The sequence below is a fragment of the Micromonospora sp. AMSO1212t genome, from assembly GCF_008868145.1.
Taxonomy (GTDB): Bacteria; Actinomycetota; Actinomycetes; order Mycobacteriales; family Micromonosporaceae; genus Micromonospora; species Micromonospora tulbaghiae.
Genome location: NZ_WBKS01000047.1, coordinates 1 through 15,505, shown reverse-complemented (window position 1 = coordinate 15,505; position 15,505 = coordinate 1). Strand labels below are relative to the sequence as shown.

The following is a 15,505-nucleotide window of genomic DNA, read 5'->3' as shown; positions in this document are numbered from 1 at the left end:
GGCGCGCGCCGCACCGGAGGCCGAGGTCAGAGAACCTTGGCCAGGAACGCCTTGGTCCGCTCGTGCTTCGGCGCCGAGATCACCTCGCGCGGGTCACCCTGCTCGACCACCACGCCGCCGTCCATGAACACGAGGTGGTCGCCCACCTCCCGGGCGAAGCCGATCTCATGGGTCACCACGATCATCGTCATGCCGTCGCGGGCCAGGTCCTTCATCGTGTCCAGCACCTCGCCCACCAGCTCCGGGTCGAGCGCGCTGGTCGGCTCGTCGAACAGCATCAGCTTCGGCCGCATGGCCAGCGCCCGGGCGATCGCCACCCGCTGCTGCTGGCCGCCGGAGAGCTGACCGGGGTACGCGCCGAGCTTGTCGCCCAGCCCCACCCGGTCCAGCAGCTGCGCGGCGTGCTCCCGGGCCTGCGCCTTCTTGGCCTGGCGCAGCAGCACCGGGGCCTCCATGACGTTCTGCAGCACCGTCATGTGCGGGAACAGGTTGAACCGCTGGAACACCATGCCGATGGCGCGGCGCTGCGCGGCCACGTCCCTGTCCCGCATCTCGTACAGCTTGCCGCCGCGCTCCCGGTAACCGATCAGGTCGCCGTCGACCCGGATCCGGCCGGCGTCGATCTTCTCCAGGTGGTTGATGCAGCGCAGGAACGTCGACTTGCCGGAGCCGGAGGGCCCGAGCAGGCAGCACACCTCGCCGGAGCGGACCTCCAGGTCGATGCCCTTGAGCACCTCCAGCGGCCCGAACGACTTGTGCACCTGCTCGGCCCGCACCATCAGCCCGGACTCGGCGGTCGGCGTCTCCGGGGAAGCGGTCGTATCCGTCATTGCGCCGTCCCACTCGTCGTGCTGCCGCTCTCGGCGGCGAGCCCTCGCAGCCGCTGTCGAGCCCGCGTACTGCGCCCGAAACCCTTCGAGTAGTGCCGCTCCAGGTAGTACTGCCCCACCAGCAGGACGCTGGTCAGCAGCAGGTACCACAACGTCGCGGCGACGTACATCGGGAAGGGCTGGAAGGTCCGGGAACCGACGGCCTTGAGCTGGAAGAACAGCTCCATCGACACCGGCACGAAGGCCACCAGCGAGGTGTCCTTGAGCATCGCGATGGTCTCGTTGCCGGTCGGCGGAATGATCACCCGCATCGCCTGCGGCAGCACGATCCGCCGCAGGATCTGCGCCCGGCTCATGCCCAGCGCCTGAGCCGCCTCGGTCTGCCCCTCGTCCACCGACTGGATGCCGGCCCGGACGATCTCGGCCATGTACGCGGCCTCGGACAGGCCCAGCGCCAGCATGCCGGCGACGAAGCCGGTCAGGATGTCGACCGCGCTGAACCCGAACAGCCGGGCCTCGAAGTCGTGCAACCCGAACAGGGCGCCGATCTGCCGGTCGAACGGCAGACCGAACTCCAGCCGCGACCAGAGGATGCCGAGGTTGCCGAAGAGGATCGCCAGCACCAGCCGCGGCACCGCCCGGAAGAACCAGGTGTAGACCCAGGCCACGCCGCGCAGCACCGGGTTGGGCGACAGCCGCATGATCGCGATGACGATGCCCAGGCCGATGCCGATCACCATCGACGTGATCAGCAGCAGGACGGTGCCGCGCAGCCCTTCGATGATCGGCGGACGGAACATCTCGTCCACCATGAACGACCACTGGAACGCGGAGTTCGTGACCAGCATGTGCACGAACATCGCGACCAGCACGGCGATGACCGCCACGCCGGCCCAGCGCCCGGGGTGCCGCACGGGCACGGCCTTGATCGGTTCAGGCCGTGCCCGTCCGGATGTGTCGGCCGACATGGTCAGACCGACGGGTTCAGTTCAGCGTTGGTGATCGCGCCGCCCTCGACACCCCACTTGCCGAGCGCGGCCTTGTAGCTGCCGTCGGCGATGACCGCCTGCACGGCCTCCTTGAGCACCTCGGCGAACGCCTGCTGGTCCTTGTTCACCGCGTAGCCGTACGGCGCCGACTCGTAGATGTCGCCGAGCACCTCCAGCTGGCCGTTGCTCTGCTTCACCGCGTACGCGCCGACCGGGGAGTCGGCCAGCATGGCGTCGTTCTTGCCGCTGCCCACGGCGGCGGTGGCGTCGCTCTGCGCCTGGTACTGGTCGATCTTGATGGCCGGCTTGCCGGCGTCGGTGCACTTCTTCGACCGGGCGGTGATGTCGTCGAGCTGGACCGTGCCGACCTGCACGGCGATCTTCTTGCCGCAGGCGTTCTCCGGGTCGACCCCGGCCGGGTTGCCCTTCTTGGTCGCCCACTGGGTGCCCGCCGAGTAGTAGCTCACCATGTTGACGCTCTTGAGCCGGTCGGGGTTGATGGTGAACGACGAGACGCCGACCTCGTACTTGCCCGAACCCACGCCGGGCAGGATCGCGTCGAACGGCGCCGACTCGTACTCGGCCTTGAGGCCGAGCTTCTGGGCCACCGCGTTGAACAGCTCCACGTCGAAGCCGACCACGGTCTTGCCGTCGGAGTCGAGGAACTCGGCCGGGGCGTACGTCGAGTCGGTGCCGACCTTGATCACGCCGTCGGCCTTGATGGCGTCCGGCACCTTCGCGGCCAGGTTGGAGTCCGCCGTGGCGGACACCGACGGGCCGTCGCCCGGCTCGGCCGAGTTCTCCTTCTCACCGCACGCGGCGAGGGAGAGCAGCAGGACGGCCGCACCGGCGACGCCGAGCGCCGCCCGCCGTCCGGGGTTGGGGTGGAACATGGCTGTACTCCTTATTGCGAGGGGTCGGCCGGTCAGGCCACGCCGAGGTAGGCCTCTTTGACCGAGGGGTCGTGCAGCAGGTCCGTGCCGGAACCGCTCTTGACGATCCGGCCGGTCTCCAGCACGTACGCCCGGTGGGCGCGCGCCAGCGCCTGCTGGGCGTTCTGCTCCACCAGCAGGATGGTGGTGCCCTGCTGGTTGATCTCCGTGATGATCGTGAAGATCTGCTGGATCAGCATCGGCGCGAGACCCATCGACGGCTCGTCGAGCAGCAGCAGCTTCGGCCGGCTCATCAGCGCCCGGCCCACGGCGAGCATCTGCTGCTCGCCGCCGGAGAGCGTGCCGCCGGCCTGCTTGCGCCGCTCGGCCAGCCGCGGGAACAGCTCCAGCACCCGGGCCAGGTCCTGCGCGATGCCGGCCTTGTCCCGCCGGGTGTACGCGCCCATGTCCAGGTTCTCCAGCACCGACATGCCGGGGAAGATGCCCCGGCCCTCGGGCGCCTGGCACAGCCCGCGCCGGACCCGCAGGTCGGCGCGGAGCTTGGTGATGTCCTCGCCGGCGAACTTGATCCGGCCGGAGGCGACCGGCCGGATGCCGGAGATCGCCCGCATGGTGGTGGACTTGCCGGCGCCGTTCGCGCCGATCAGCGCGACGATCTCCCCCTCGTCCACGGTCAGGCTGATGCCGTGCAGCGCCTGGATCCGCCCGTAGAGCAGGCTCACGTCCTCGATCTCAAGCAGCATCGTCCGGCACCCCCAGGTACGCCGCGACCACCTTCGGGTTGTCCCGCACCTCGGCGGGCAGCCCTTCGGCGATCTTCTTTCCGAACTCCAGGACCACGATCCGGTCGGTCACGCCCATCACCAGGCGCATGTCGTGCTCGATCAGCAGCACCGTCACGCCCTGGTCCCGGATCTGCCGGATGAGCTGGAGCAGCTCCTCCTTCTCCGCCGGGTTGAAGCCGGCGGCCGGCTCGTCCAGGCAGAGCAGTTTCGGATCGGTGGCCAGCGCGCGGGCGATCTCCAACCGCCGCTGCTCGCCGTAGGACAGGTTGCGGGCGAACTCGTGCATCCGGTTGCGGATGCCGACGAACTCCAGCAGGCGCTCGGCCTTCTCCCGGCCCTCGCGCTCCTCCTTCCAGTGCCGCGGCAGGCGCAGCAGGGCGGAGATCACGCTGGTCTTGTGGTGCGCGTCCGCGCCGACCTGGACGTTCTCCAGCGCGGTCATCTCCGGGAAGAGACGGATGTTCTGGAAGGTACGGGCCATGCCCATCCGGGTGATCTGGTGGCGCTTCTTGCCACTGATCTTCTGGCCCAGGAACCGGATCTGCCCCTCGGTGGGCTGGTAGATGCCGGTCATCGCGTTGAAGCAGGTGGTCTTGCCGGCGCCGTTCGGGCCGATCAGACCGAGGATCTCACCCTTGTAGAGGGTGAAGTCCACGTCGTTGAGGGCCACCACGCCGCCGAAGCGCAGCGTGACGTGGTCGACCTCCAGCAACGGCTCCCGCTTGCCGACCGCCTCGACGGCGGGGGCCGCCGCCTGGACCGGAACCTTCGGGTTCTGCTCGGTGTCACTCACCGACGATCACCTCCTTGCGGCGGTCCTTGAACTCCGCCGCTCGTCGCCGGTTCGGGATCAGGCCCTGCGGCCGGAAGATCATCATCACCACGAGCACCAGACCGAAGAACAGGAACCGGTACTCGTACAGCTCGATGCCGAACAGCTCGATGCCACGGAACCGCTCGATCATGTACGCCACCAGGCCACCGCCGACGATCGCGCCGACGATGTTGCCCGAGCCGCCGAAGATGACGGCGGCCAGGATGATGATCGAGTTGAGCAGCTCGAAGTTCTGCGAGTTGACGAAGTTCTGCTTACCGGCGAACAGCGCGCCGGCCAGGCCGGCGATGGCCGCGCCGGAGGCGAACGCCCACAGCTTGAACTTGAACGTCGGCACGCCCATCAACTGGGCCGCGTCCTCGTCCTCGCGGATCGAGATCCAGGCCCGGCCGACCCGGCTGTGGGTCAGGTTCCGCACCCCGATCACGACCAGGATGATCAGCGTGAGCACCAGCCAGTAGTACGGGCGGGCGTCGAGCACGCCGAACCACGGCCGGCCGTCGGCGTACTGGCCGGGCGGGTGCGGGATCTGGTTGAAGCCGCGCTGTCCCTTGAGGAACTCGGAGCTGACCGCCGCGATCCGGATCATCTCGGCGAAGCCGAGCGTCACCAGCGCCAGGTAGTCGCCGCGCAGACGCAGCGTCGGCGTACCGAGCATGACGCCGGAGACCATGGTCAGGCCGATCGCGATCGGCACCACCAGCAGCCACGGCCACAGCGTCTTGATGTCGCTGCTCGGCGAGGTCAGCACCGCGACGGTGTACGCGCCGACGGCGAAGAAGCCGAAGTAGCCGAGGTCGAGCAGGCCGGCGAAGCCCACCACGATGTTGAGCCCGACCGCCAGCAGCACGTAGATCGAGACCGTGAACATCACCTGCGTGAAGTTCGCGCCGGGCGTCGGGATCGGCCCGAGGTACTGGTAGAACTCCTTGTTCGGCAGCGCGTAGAAGAACGCGATGACCGCGACCAGCAGCACCCAGCGCACCCAGCGCGGCGCGTGGTGCCAGCGCTCCGAGATCGCGTGCCGGCCCTGCCGCAGCTTGTCCGCCGCCGTCTCCCGCCGCTCCGGCGGGTCGATGGTGGTCGTCATGCGCGTGCCCTCCCCAGTGATTCGCCGAGCAGACCGGTCGGCCGGAACATCAGCAGCACGACCAGCACCGCGAACGCGGCGAAGTCCTTCCACTGACTGCCGAACAGGCCCGCGGCGTAGTTCTCCACGACGCCGAGCAGCAACCCGCCGACGAGCGCGCCGCGCAGGTTGCCGATACCGCCGAGCACCGCCGCGGTGAACGCCTTGAGGCCCAGCAGGAAGCCGACGCTGTAGGTGAGCGTCTGGATCCGCACGTCGTACAGCAGGCCCGCGACGCCGGCCATGGTGCCACCGGCGATGAAGACCATCAGGATGATGCGGTCCTTGTTGACGCCCATCAGCGCCGCCGTGTTGGCGTCCTGGGCGACCGCCCGGATGCCGCGGCCGGTACGGCTGCGGTTGATGAACTGGTCCAGCGCGAACATCATCACCAGCGCGGAACCGATCGTGAGCAGCTGCACCGCGTCGATCGGCACCCCGGCGATGTGGAACAGCGGCTCCGAGCTGACCAGGATCGGCGCACCCTCCGGCCGGCGCCGGGTGTAGACGCCGAACGCCTCCGAGATGGCGATCGAGGCACCGATGGCGGTGATGAGGAACGCCAGCGGCGGCGCGTTGCGCTTCCGCAGCGGCCGGTACGCGACCCGTTCGATCACCGTGGCGGTGCCCGCCGAGGCGATCGCCGCCACGATCATCGCCACCAGCAGATAGAACAGGATCGAGCCGATGCCACTGACCTGCGAGTTCTGGTCGAGTCCGAAGCCGTTCCAGGTCCAGATCGCGGCGAACGCGCCGGCGATGAAGACCTCGGAGTGGGCGAAGTTGATGAGCCTGAGCACGCCGTACACAAGCGTGTAGCCGAGCGCGACCAGGGCGTAGATGGCGCCCTGCGTCAAGCCGGTCGTGGTGAGTTCCCCGAAGTTGGAGAACAATCCGTCGAAGTCCAAGGGAGGGACGCTCCGTCGCTCAAGAGAAAAAGAGGGTGCGGCCGGGAGCCAGCTCCCGGCCGCACCCGCGATCACTACTCAATCGCCAGTCCAGCGATCGAACGATCAGGACTTGGGGATCTCCTGGTCCGGGACGACCTTGCCGCCCTGCACCTTGAACGCCCAGACCTTGACCTGCGCCGGGTCGAGCTCGCCGCCCTCGACGAACTTGTAGCTGGCGGCAACGCCCTCGCCGCTGTAGCCCTTCACGAACTCCAGCAGGTCGGCCCGGCTGCTCTTACCGGCCTTGATGCCCGCCAGCAGGATGTTCGCCGCGTCGTAGGCGGTGTCGCTGTAGGTGCCCGGCTCGGTGCCGTTGAGCGCCTTGAAGTCGGCGACGAAGCTGCCGCGGGCCTCGGCGGACGGAGCGCAGGGGCAGGTGAGGATGGTGCCCTCGGCGGCGGCCGCACCGGCGGAGGTGATGTACGCGCCGTCGTTCACGCCGTCACCGGCGACCAGCGGAGCGGTGACCCCGGCAGCGGTGAGCTGCTTGCGGATCAGGCCGGCCTCCTGGTAGTAGCCGCCGTAGAAGATCGCCTTGACGTTGGCGGCCTTGACCTTGGTGACCACACCGGAGAACTCGACCTGCTTGCCCTCGCCCTGGACCTTGTCGCTGCCCACGACCGAGGCGCCGAGGACCTTCTTGACCTCGTCGGCCAGGCCGGCGCCGTACGCGGACTGGTCGTCGATGACGTAGACCCGGTCGGCCTTCATCACGTTCTTGATGTAGTTACCGGCGGCGGGGCCCTGGCTCAGGTCGTTGCCGACCGCGCGGAAGAAGGTCTTCCAGCCCTGCTCGGCAAGGCTGGGACGGGTCGCGGAGGGGGTGATGGTGACCAGACCGGCCTCGTTGAACAGCGGGCCGGCGGCCTCGGACTCGCCCGAGTAGGCCGGACCCACGACACCCAGGATCTTGGTGTCGTCGATCGCCTTCTGGGCCAGACCCGGCGCCTGGTCCGGGCTGCCCTGGGAGTCGAGCTCGGCGAGCTCGACCTTGCAGTCCGCGTTCTCCTTGTTGTACTTGTCGACGGCCAGCTTGACGCCGTTCTTCTCATTGATGCCCAGCGCGGCCGAGCTACCGGTCAGCGCGCCGAAGAAAGCGATCTTGCTCCCGCAGGCGCTGCCCCCGGAACCCTCATCGTCGCTGCCGCTGGAACAAGCGGTGCCACCGGCGACGAGCGCCAGCATGGCGACCCCGCCGATCACGCGTGCGAGCTTCTGCCTCAAGGCCGAACCCTCCTCCGTCCATGATCCGAACCACCCGCCGCTGATTGGCCCTTGCGGGGTGGACGAACCAAGACCGTCGTCGCCGGTCTGGGGCGGGACGTTATCCCACCGTGGGCGGTGGCGTAAGACCTGGAAAGCGGGGTTGACCGAACCGTTACACGCCGTGGCGGATTCAAGCCCATCGGCGTAAGAACCGAAGGCGGGAAAAGACTTTCGCCGACTATTCCTCGGTAACGAGCCAGGACCTCCCCACCCCCTACCGATCGACGGCCGGCAACGTCCCCCACCAGGCACGGGATGCCTTTCCGTCATCGGCGACCACGAGCAGCCCATCGTCGCGGACGGCCACTGCCAGCGCCGCGTCGCCCCCGTCCGGCACCGGCACCGGCGTGATCACCGGAAGCCACGACGCACCACCGTCACGCGACATCCAGAGCCGTCGCTGAGCCCCGTCCCCGGTCACCGCGACCAGCCGCCCACCGGACGCCGCGAGCGCGTCCACCGTCGACACCCCGGGGCCCGCCGAACCGAACCCGCCGACCCGCCGCCACCCCTGCGCCGCACCCGCCGCACCGGCGGACGGCGAGCCGCAGTCGCCGCACCCGCGCCACACCCCGAAGCGGTCACGAAGCGGGCCGACCGCCACCGGCCCGCCGTCGGCCGGCACCACCCGCTCCGCCGCCCCGGCCGCCCCCGACGGCACCGGCAGGAGCACCCGCCGCCACACCCGGCCGTCGGCCGAGAACCACGACAGCGGGGTCCGGGCCGTACCGCCTGGCGGCAGCAACGACCCCACCACCAGCCAACCCGACCCCACCGCCGCCACGTCGTACGCCGCCGTCCGGCCCCGGCCGTCGCCGGCCAGCTCCGCGACGCCCTCGCGCAGCACGAACCCCTCCGCGTCGGGCGACGTCCACACCGCCGCTCCGTCCGCGCGCGCCCCGGCGACCAGCCAACCGCCCGGACCAGCGGCCAGCCGCGACGCGCTCACCGCGCGCGGACCGCCGAACAACTCGAACGCCGCCGGCACCTCCCGCACCGGCCCACCCGGACGCCACACCCATGTTCCGGTACGCGGATTGCCGTGCACGCCACCCGTCTTCGCGCCCAGCGCCGCCATCCCGTCGTCGCGGCACGCCACCGCGTAGAGCACGTGCTGGCGGCCGTAGAACGTCTGACCGCGCACCGGAATCGGCGCCCACGTCACGCCGTCCGACGAGGACCACGCCGCCGGTCGGGTCTCCCCCGCCGGATCGGCCAGCCCGCCCACCACGTACCACCGGCCGGCGCACCGCGCGATGTCGCGCAGGACCGGACGCCCGGTGGCGCCGGCGGGAAGGGCCAGCTCGACGGGCTGCCACTGCGGGCGGACCGGCGCGGGCTCGGGCAGCGGCCGCGGAGTGGCGTGGCAGGCCGACAGGAGCAGCGCGGCGGCGACGGCGAGCACCGGCCGGACGCGCACGGGAGACATGGATCCGATCCTATCGATCGGACGCCTCCCCGGGAGGTCAGGACGCGGGTTGCTCCACCTCGCCGCCGGCGGTCTCGGCGAGGATCCGCTCGGCGACCTCCTTCATGGTCATCCGGTGGTCCATCGCGGTGCGCTGGATCCACTTGAACGCCTGCGGCTCGGTCATCCCGTAGGTGGTCATCAGCGCGCCCTTGGCGCGCTCGACGGTCTTGCGGATCTCCAGGCGGTCGGTCAGGCCGGCGACCTCCGACTCCAGCGCGGCGATCTCGGAGTAGCGGGACAGCGCGATCTCCACCGCCGGCACCAGGTCGCTCTTCTGGAACGGCTTGACCAGGTACGCCATCGCGCCGGCCGCCCGCGCCCGCTCCACCAGGTCACGCTGGCTGAACGCGGTCAGGATGATGACCGGGGCGATGCGCGCGCCGGCGATCCGCTCGGCGGCGGCCAGCCCGTCCATGATCGGCATCTTGATGTCGAGGATGACCAGATCCGGCTTGAGTTCCTCGGCGAGCTTGACGGCGGTCTCGCCGTCACCGGCCTCGCCGACGACGTCGTAGCCCTCTTCGACGAGCATCTCGGCCAGGTCCAGCCGGATGAGCGCCTCGTCCTCGGCGATCAGAACGCGCTTGCGCTCGGCGTCCGCCTGCATCTCGCCCACGAGCCACTCCCACCGGTTCGAACTCGACACCCGCCCTGCCGGGTGTCGCCGCCTTCAGCCTAGCGGGTAGGCTGTCGAGGCCGAATCACGGAACGCCCTCGTAGCCCAACTGGCAGCAGGCAATGGATTCAAACTCCATACAGTGTGGGTTCGAATCCCACCGAGGGCACCAGAAATGTCATACAGGCGTTCGACCATGGGATTGTGCATCCACCCGAACTGCGCGCCCATGCGCGGCGTCTCTACCTTGGCGGCGCGACCGTTGCCGAGGTGGCGCGGACCGTGGGGCTCTCCTATCCGACGGTCCGCCACTGGTGCAAGGATCGACCGACGCCGAAGCAGCAGGGCACCGCACTGCGATGCTTCCGCTGTCGTGACGACATGCACGCTCCGACAGACCCGGCGGCCTACGCCTATCTCCTCGGCCTCTACCTCGGGGACGGGCACCTCGTAACCAAGGCCCGGGTGCCGGTGCTCCGGATCGCCTGCAGCGACTGCTGGCCGGGCCTGATCGAAGCGTGCGACGAAGCCATGCGAGCGGTGCTGGCCGAAAAGGTGCAGCGGGTCTCAAAACCGGGCTGCGTCAATGTGCAGAGCTACGGCAAGCACTGGCCGTGCCTACTACCGCAGCACGGGCCCGGCAAGAAGCACGAGCGTCCGATCATCCTGACCGACTGGCAGCGACCCATCGTCGAGGCCCATCCGGGCGACTTCCTGCGCGGCCTGTTCCACTCCGACGGCTGTCGTTTCGCCAATCAGGTGGTCGTGCGCGGCAAGCGCTACGTCTATCCGCGCTACATGTTCGCCAACGAGTCCGCCGACATCATGGGCCTCTGTCAGCAGGCGCTCGACCGGCTCGGCATCGCCTGGCGGATGAACCGCCGCAACTCCCTCTCGGTGGCCCGCCGGGAGGCAGTGGCCGCCCTCGACCGACACGTCGGCCCGAAGTCGTGACCCGACGACGCCAGGGACGTGGGCGACCGGCCGCCGTCAGATCCGCGCCAGCGCCCGCGCGAGATCCGCCCGCAGGTCCTCCGGGTCCTCCAGGCCGACCGAGACGCGCAGCAGCCCGCCGCAGGGCTTGGCGTCGCCCTCGACCGGCCGGTGGGTGAGCGAGGCCGGGTGCTGGATCAGCGTGTCGACGCCGCCGAGCGACACCGCGTGCGTGATCAGCTCGCAGGCGCCGGCGACCTCGGCCGCGGCGGGCGCGCCGCCGCGTACCTCGAAGGCGAGCAGGCTGCCGGTGCCCGACATCTGGCGGCCGACCAGCCCGGCCGGGTCGTGCAGTGACGGGTGGTGGACGCGCTCGACGGCGGGGTGCCCGGCGAGCCAGGCGGCGAGCTTCTCCGCGCCGGCCTGCTGGGCGCGGACGCGCAGCGGGAGGGTCTGGATGCCGCGGTGCAGTAGGTAGGCGCCGAGCGGGTGCAGGACGGCGCCGGTGACGGCGCGGACCTGGCGCAGCCGGGCGGCCCACTCGGGTCCGCAGGCGACGACGCCGGCGAGGACGTCGCCGTGGCCGCCGATGCTCTTGGTGGCGCTGTGCAGTACGAGCGCGGCGCCGTGGCGGGTGGGCTGCTGGAGCACCGGGGTGGCGACCGTGTTGTCGACGAGCAGCGGAACGTCACCGGCGGCGTCGGCGAGCGCGGCGATGTCGACCAGGTCGAGGCTGGGGTTGGCCGGCGTCTCGACCAGGACCAGGGCGGTGTCGGGGCGGATCGCGGCGGCCACGTCGGCGGGGGTGGCCCAGGTGACCTCGGTGCCGAGCAGCCCGGTGGCGAGGACGTGGTCGGTGCCGCCGTAGAGGGGGCGGACGGCGACGACGTGACGCTTGCCGTCGCGGGTGGCGGCGAGCAGGGTGGCGGTGAGCGCGGCCATGCCGCTGGCGAACGCGACGGCCTCGGCGGTGCCTTCGAGCTGGGCGAGCGCGGTCTCGAACCGGGCCACGGTGGGGTTCCAGAGACGCTGGTAGACGGCGCTGCCGCCGGCCGGAAGGGTGCCGCCGGTCGCGAGCGTCTCGTAGTCGTCACCGCCGCCGGCCACCGAGGGCAGCGGGTTGGTGGTGGACAGGTCGATGGGCGGGACGTGGACGCCGAGCCCGGCGAGGTCGGCGCGCCCGGCGTGTACGGCTGCGGTGTCCACGGAAGTCATGTCGGAAGTGTCGAACATGACGACGGTGGGAGGCAATAGCAGCGAACAATATTCTGGCAATCCCGCTTTCGCCCGGCGACGATTCGGTGAAGGATGGTCACATGCCTGCCGCACCGAATGATGTACGGCCGTTCGCCGGCCTGGACGACACCGACCGCGCGATCCTCACCGAGCTGGCGGCCGACGGTCGGCTGCCGAACAACGCCCTGGCCGAGCGGGTCGGGGTGGCGCCGTCGACGTGCCTGACGCGTACCCGGGCGCTGCGCGAGTGCGGGGCGATCCGCGGATTCCACGCCGAGGTGGACCCGGCGGCGGTGGGGCTGCCGTTGCAGGCGCTGGTCTCGGTGCGGCTGACCGCGCACGAGCGGGCCGCTGTGGACGCGTTCCGGGCCCGGTCCGTGCGGCTGCCCGGGGTGGTGTCGGTGTTCCACGTGGCGGGCGCGGAGGACTACGTGTTGCACGTGCGGGCCGCCTCCGGCGACGCGCTGCGGGACTTCGTACTCGATCATCTGGCTGTCGATCCGGCGGTGCAGCACACGCAGACCAGCCTGATCTTCGAGCAGGCCCGGGGTATGGGGTAGCGCACCCGGCGGAACAATTCCGGCACGTCGCGGGTTGCACCTCTCTGTGATCGACGTACCCATGTCTGTTCTTGATCTTGCCCCGGTGGCGGCTACCGGCAGTGCCGGTGAGGCGCTGCGGTACACCACGGAGCTGGCCCGCCGCACCGAGGAGCTGGGCTACCGCCGGTTCTGGGTGGCCGAGCACCACAACATGCCCGCCATCGCGAGTTCCGCGCCGGCGGTGCTGCTCGCGCACCTGGCGGCGAACACCAGCACGATCCGGCTCGGTTCGGGCGGCGTGATGCTGCCCAACCACGCGCCGCTGGTGGTGGCCGAGCAGTTCGGCACGCTGGAGGCGCTGCACCCGGGCCGGATCGACCTGGGCATCGGCCGGGCGCCCGGCACCGACCAGGTGACCGCGCTGGCGCTGCGCCGCACCATGGAGGGCCTGTCCGCCGAGCACTTCCCGCGCGAGCTGGCCGACCTGATGAACTACTTCTCCGGCGCCGAGCCGGGCCCGATCACCGCGACGCCGGGCCGGGGGCAGTCGCCACAGGTGTGGCTGCTCGGGTCCAGCGGGTTCAGCGCGCAGCTGGCCGGTCTGCTCGGGCTGCCGTTCTCGTTCGCGCACCACTTCAGTTCGCAGAACACGATTCCGGCGTTGCAGCTCTACCGGCAGAACTTCCGGCCGTCGCAGTGGCTGGACCGGCCGTACGCGATGGTGGCGGTGAACGCGGTCTGCGCGGAGACCGACGAGCAGGCCGAGTGGCTGGCCGGGCCGGCCGGGCTGTCGTTCCTGAAGCTGCGGTCGGGGCGGCCGGAGCCGCTCGTCACGCCCGAGGAGGCGGCGGCGTACCCGTACTCCGAGTTCGAGCGGGAGTTCGTGGCCCAGCGCCGCGACGGCCAGGCGACCGGCTCGCCGGAGACGGTTGCCCGGCAGCTCGGTCAGCTGCTGGAGCGCACCGGCGCGGACGAGCTGATGCTCACCACGATGGTGTACGACGTGGCCGACCGGATCCGCTCGTTCGAGCTGATCGCCGAGAAGGTGGCGGGCGGTCTGCGCCGGGAGGGCTGAAACACGCTCTTCATAGCCACGTCACCGCACCGTCGCGCGGGACGCATAACTTTGTCCTCGGTGGTGGTACGGCATTCCCGGTCGGGACGGGTCGGGAATGCTGCGGTGTGGTGCACCGGGTCGCCGGCGGAGCGGATTCCGCGGCCGGCGACCCGGTGCCTGCCGTTTCAGCGCAGGTAGATGTTCGGCGCCGGCGGGGTGCTCATGCCGTCGCCCAGGTAGAAGCCCGGGTGCGGCGGCTGGTTGTAGGCGGTGTTCTGCCAGGCCACCGCCACCCGGTACTGCGGGTCGTGCATCAGCGTCGGCAGACGCAGGCCGGTGGTGACCGGCGTGCTGTAGATCCGTAGCGCGGTGCTGTCGGAGGTGCGCCAGACCACCTCCTCGCGCCAGTCACCGAGCAGGTCGGCCGAGAGCGCCGGGGTGGACTTGGTGCCGTTGTTCGAGGCGACGCCGCTGCCGGTGAGGAGACGGGTCTCGCCGCCGGTGCCGTACTTGTCGATCTTCGTGGCGTCGAGCAGTTCCCGGACCGGGTCGCCGTCCCACCAGATCAGGAAGTTCGCCGACGACGGCTTGCGCCCGACGTTCTGTCCCCGGGTGTTGAGCAGCCCGTCGACCGCCGACGACCACGACTCCGCCCCCGGGCTGCCCGCCCAGACGTCGGCGGAGACGCCCCGGCCGTTGTCGCCGTTCGGCGCGGTCTGCCAGATGATCTGCCCGGTACGCGCGTCGGCCATCCAGGAGCTGGGCTTGCTGCCGTCCTCGTCGACCTTGAACACCTCCAGGCCCGAACGGGCGGGGTCGAGGTCGCCGACGTGCAGGGCGTCGCCGTGGCCGTTGCCGGTGGAGTACAGCAGCCGGCCGTTGTCGTCGATGGTGGCGGCGCCGTACACGATCTCCTGGCGGCCGTCGTTGTCCACGTCGGCCACGGAGAGCTGGTGGTTGCCCTGGCCGGCGGCGGCGCCGTTGCCGGAGGCGTTCGAGTCGAACGTCCAGCGCTTGCGCAGCGTGCCGTCGCGGAAGTCCCAGGCCGCGACGACGGCCCGGGTGTAGTAGCCGCGCGCCATGATCAGCGAGGGGCGCTGCCCGTCCAGGTACGCGGTGCCGGCGAGGAACCGGTCGACCCGGTTGCCGTACGAGTCACCCCAGGAGGAGACGGTGCCGCGCGGCGGGTCGTAGTCGACAGTGGACAGGGCCGCGCCGGTACGGCCGTCGAACATGGTCAGGTACTCCGGGCCGGCGAGCACGTAGCCGCTGGAGTTGCGGTGGTCGGCCGAGCCGTTGCCGATCATCTGGCCGGTGCCGGAGCGGGTGCCGTCGGCGGTCTTCATGGCCACCTCGGCGTCCCCGTCGCCGTCGTAGTCGTACACCTGGAACTGGGTGTAGTGGGCGCCGGCGCGGATGTTGCGGCCGAGGTCGATGCGCCACAGCCGGGTGCCGGTGAGCGTGTACGCGTCGACGTAGACGTTGCCGGTGTAGCCGGACTGCGAGTTGTCCTTGGCGTTCGACGGATCCCACTTGAGCACGAACTCATAGCGGCCGTCGCCGTCGAGGTCACCGACGCTCGCGTCGTTCGCCGAGTAGCTGTACCCCTCACCGGCGGGGGTGGTGCCGCCGGGCGGCGGCTGGATCGGCACGTCCAGGTAACCGTTGGCGAACTGGAGCGCCGGGGCGGACGCCGCCTGCTCGGCGCCGTTCACCACGGCCCGCACGGTGTACGCCGATCCGGCCGCCGCGCCGCTGTCCAGGTACGTGGTGGCGCCCGTGATCGGGCTGGCGTTGACCTTGGTGCCGCCCCGGTAGAGGTTGAACGCCACGCCCGTGGTCTCGGTGCCGAGCAGCCGCCACGAGACCAGGTTGCCGCTGCCGGAGCGGACGCTGACCAGGCCCCGGTCCAGGGCCTCCATCTGCTTCGCGCCGGCCGGCGGGGTGGTCGGCGCGGAGCAGATGCTGTCTCT

Annotated in this window: 15 protein-coding genes and 1 tRNA gene; 4 read left to right on the top strand and 12 right to left on the bottom strand. The window is 70.5% G+C overall.

The window, feature by feature from the left end; all coding sequences use genetic code 11:
- Positions 1–26: 26 nt before the first annotated feature.
- From F8279_RS14655 to F8279_RS14610, 10 genes are all read right to left on the bottom strand, one after another.
- The gene (locus F8279_RS14655; RefSeq protein WP_151500233.1) at positions 27–830 is read right to left on the bottom strand and encodes an amino acid ABC transporter ATP-binding protein; all 804 of its coding nucleotides are present in this window, start codon (positions 828–830) and stop codon (positions 27–29) included.
- The gene (locus F8279_RS14650) at positions 827–1,798 is read right to left on the bottom strand and encodes an amino acid ABC transporter permease (RefSeq protein ID WP_091420538.1); all 972 of its coding nucleotides are present in this window, start codon (positions 1,796–1,798) and stop codon (positions 827–829) included. The genes F8279_RS14655 and F8279_RS14650 overlap by 4 nt, the downstream gene beginning before the upstream one ends.
- A gap of 2 nt (positions 1,799–1,800) precedes the next feature.
- Positions 1,801–2,712 (bottom strand): ABC transporter substrate-binding protein, encoded by a 912-nt coding sequence (locus F8279_RS14645; RefSeq protein WP_151500232.1) that lies wholly within the window; start codon positions 2,710–2,712, stop codon positions 1,801–1,803.
- A gap of 32 nt (positions 2,713–2,744) precedes the next feature.
- The gene (locus tag F8279_RS14640; RefSeq protein ID WP_091420546.1) at positions 2,745–3,455 is read right to left on the bottom strand and encodes an ABC transporter ATP-binding protein; all 711 of its coding nucleotides are present in this window, start codon (positions 3,453–3,455) and stop codon (positions 2,745–2,747) included.
- A complete protein-coding gene (locus tag F8279_RS14635; RefSeq protein ID WP_174361811.1) occupies positions 3,445–4,209 on the bottom strand; it encodes an ABC transporter ATP-binding protein in 765 nt (254 codons plus the stop codon). Before F8279_RS14635 ends, F8279_RS14640 begins: the two co-directional genes overlap by 11 nt.
- Positions 4,210–4,282: 73 nt before the next feature.
- Entirely contained in the window at positions 4,283–5,422 is a 1,140-nt protein-coding gene (locus tag F8279_RS14630) for a branched-chain amino acid ABC transporter permease (protein WP_091420552.1), read from the bottom strand.
- Positions 5,419–6,369, bottom strand: coding sequence for a branched-chain amino acid ABC transporter permease (locus tag F8279_RS14625; protein ID WP_091420555.1), 951 nt, complete (start codon positions 6,367–6,369; stop codon positions 5,419–5,421). Before F8279_RS14625 ends, F8279_RS14630 begins: the two co-directional genes overlap by 4 nt.
- Before the next feature lie 105 nt (positions 6,370–6,474).
- Positions 6,475–7,635: a branched-chain amino acid ABC transporter substrate-binding protein gene (locus tag F8279_RS14620; RefSeq protein WP_091420558.1), complete on the bottom strand. Its 1,161-nt coding sequence runs from the start codon at positions 7,633–7,635 to the stop codon at positions 6,475–6,477.
- Positions 7,636–7,891: 256 nt separating this feature from the next.
- Positions 7,892–9,106: a hypothetical protein gene (locus tag F8279_RS14615; protein ID WP_151500231.1), complete on the bottom strand. Its 1,215-nt coding sequence runs from the start codon at positions 9,104–9,106 to the stop codon at positions 7,892–7,894.
- A 37-nt stretch (positions 9,107–9,143) separates the two neighbouring features.
- Positions 9,144–9,764 (bottom strand): ANTAR domain-containing response regulator, encoded by a 621-nt coding sequence (locus F8279_RS14610; RefSeq protein WP_047894795.1) that lies wholly within the window; start codon positions 9,762–9,764, stop codon positions 9,144–9,146.
- 94 nt (positions 9,765–9,858) lie between these two features.
- On the opposite strand from F8279_RS14610, the gene F8279_RS14605 reads away from it, so the two are divergent.
- Together F8279_RS14605 and F8279_RS14600 are read left to right on the top strand one after the other, a co-directional pair.
- Positions 9,859–9,936 (top strand) — tRNA-Leu (locus F8279_RS14605).
- Positions 9,937–9,968: 32 nt separating this feature from the next.
- On the top strand, positions 9,969–10,718 hold the full coding sequence (locus F8279_RS14600; protein WP_151500230.1) for an LAGLIDADG family homing endonuclease: 750 nt from the start codon (positions 9,969–9,971) through the stop codon (positions 10,716–10,718).
- Between the two features lie 36 nt (positions 10,719–10,754).
- Here the strand turns inward: F8279_RS14600 and F8279_RS14595 are convergent, their stop codons facing one another.
- The gene (locus F8279_RS14595) at positions 10,755–11,930 is read right to left on the bottom strand and encodes a PLP-dependent aspartate aminotransferase family protein (protein ID WP_151500229.1); all 1,176 of its coding nucleotides are present in this window, start codon (positions 11,928–11,930) and stop codon (positions 10,755–10,757) included.
- A gap of 83 nt (positions 11,931–12,013) precedes the next feature.
- Here F8279_RS14595 and F8279_RS14590 point away from each other — a divergent pair, with 83 nt between their 5' ends.
- Complete coding sequence (locus F8279_RS14590; protein WP_047894721.1) at positions 12,014–12,493, top strand: Lrp/AsnC family transcriptional regulator; 480 nt, start codon at positions 12,014–12,016, stop codon at positions 12,491–12,493.
- A 34-nt stretch (positions 12,494–12,527) separates the two neighbouring features.
- On the top strand, positions 12,528–13,550 hold the full coding sequence (locus F8279_RS14585) for an LLM class flavin-dependent oxidoreductase (protein WP_091420571.1): 1,023 nt from the start codon (positions 12,528–12,530) through the stop codon (positions 13,548–13,550).
- A gap of 167 nt (positions 13,551–13,717) precedes the next feature.
- Here the strand turns inward: F8279_RS14585 and F8279_RS14580 are convergent.
- Positions 13,718–15,505 (bottom strand): rhamnogalacturonan lyase (locus F8279_RS14580; protein WP_151500228.1); only part of this gene is annotated, 1,788 nt, incomplete at its 5' end.